This window comes from Candidatus Phytoplasma sp. AldY-WA1 (genome assembly GCF_020312115.2).
GTDB lineage: Bacteria > Bacillota_I > Bacilli_A > Acholeplasmatales > Acholeplasmataceae > Phytoplasma > Phytoplasma vitis.
This window is the reverse complement of the sequence record NZ_JAHRHX020000140.1, coordinates 1-719: the sequence shown is the minus strand read 5'-3', so window position 1 is coordinate 719 and position 719 is coordinate 1. Positions and strand designations below refer to the sequence as shown.

General features: G+C 24.6%; 1 pseudogene. It reads right to left on the bottom strand.

The window, feature by feature from the left end:
* Positions 1-719: pseudogene (locus KTO59_RS04480) on the bottom strand (hypothetical protein); the annotation flags it as partial.

Genomic DNA, 719 nt, shown 5'->3' with positions numbered 1-719 from the left:
TTGTATTGTCTTTGAAAGCTTGAATTTCTCTAGTAATTTTTTTAATTCTTTGGTCGAAAGATAATAATTGTTGTTCTAAGAATAACTGATAATTTTTTAATTTTTTAATTTCTTCATCGTTATTTTTATTTTGAATTAACAAGCTTTGAATTTGTTTTTGTTCCGCTTCATTATAATTAATGGCCTCAGTTAAATCATTGATTTCTTCTGTGAATTCTTTACATTGAGTTAATTGAGATAAAGCTATTTTTTGTTTATTAATAGTTTGATGAGTATCCGTTTTCTTTTGATGCAACGCTTTTCTTTCTTCCGTCAAAGCTAAAGTTTCTTTATTTAATTGGTCTTTCTTAGTTTGAATTTCGGCATATTGACCTTTTAAATCTTTAATTTTTTTTTCTAAAATTTGTTTATCATTATCAGATAATGATTCTTTTTGAAGTTCTTGTTCTTGGGCTGTGATTTCTTTTTGTAAAGAACCTAGTTTAACCATATAATCTCTTAATTGATCCATGTTTAAACGGATTTGATCTGATAAAATCTTATCTTGAGTATTAATTTTTGCTGTTTCATCTATTTTTTGTTGATTGTCTATTTCTAAATCTTTCAGTTTTTTTTCTAACAAAGATAAAGTTTCTTGATTTTGAATATTATTAACAGGAGTTGATGCGTTATTGTTAGGTTTTTTTAAACCATAATAAAGACTTAATCCTATAACTAAA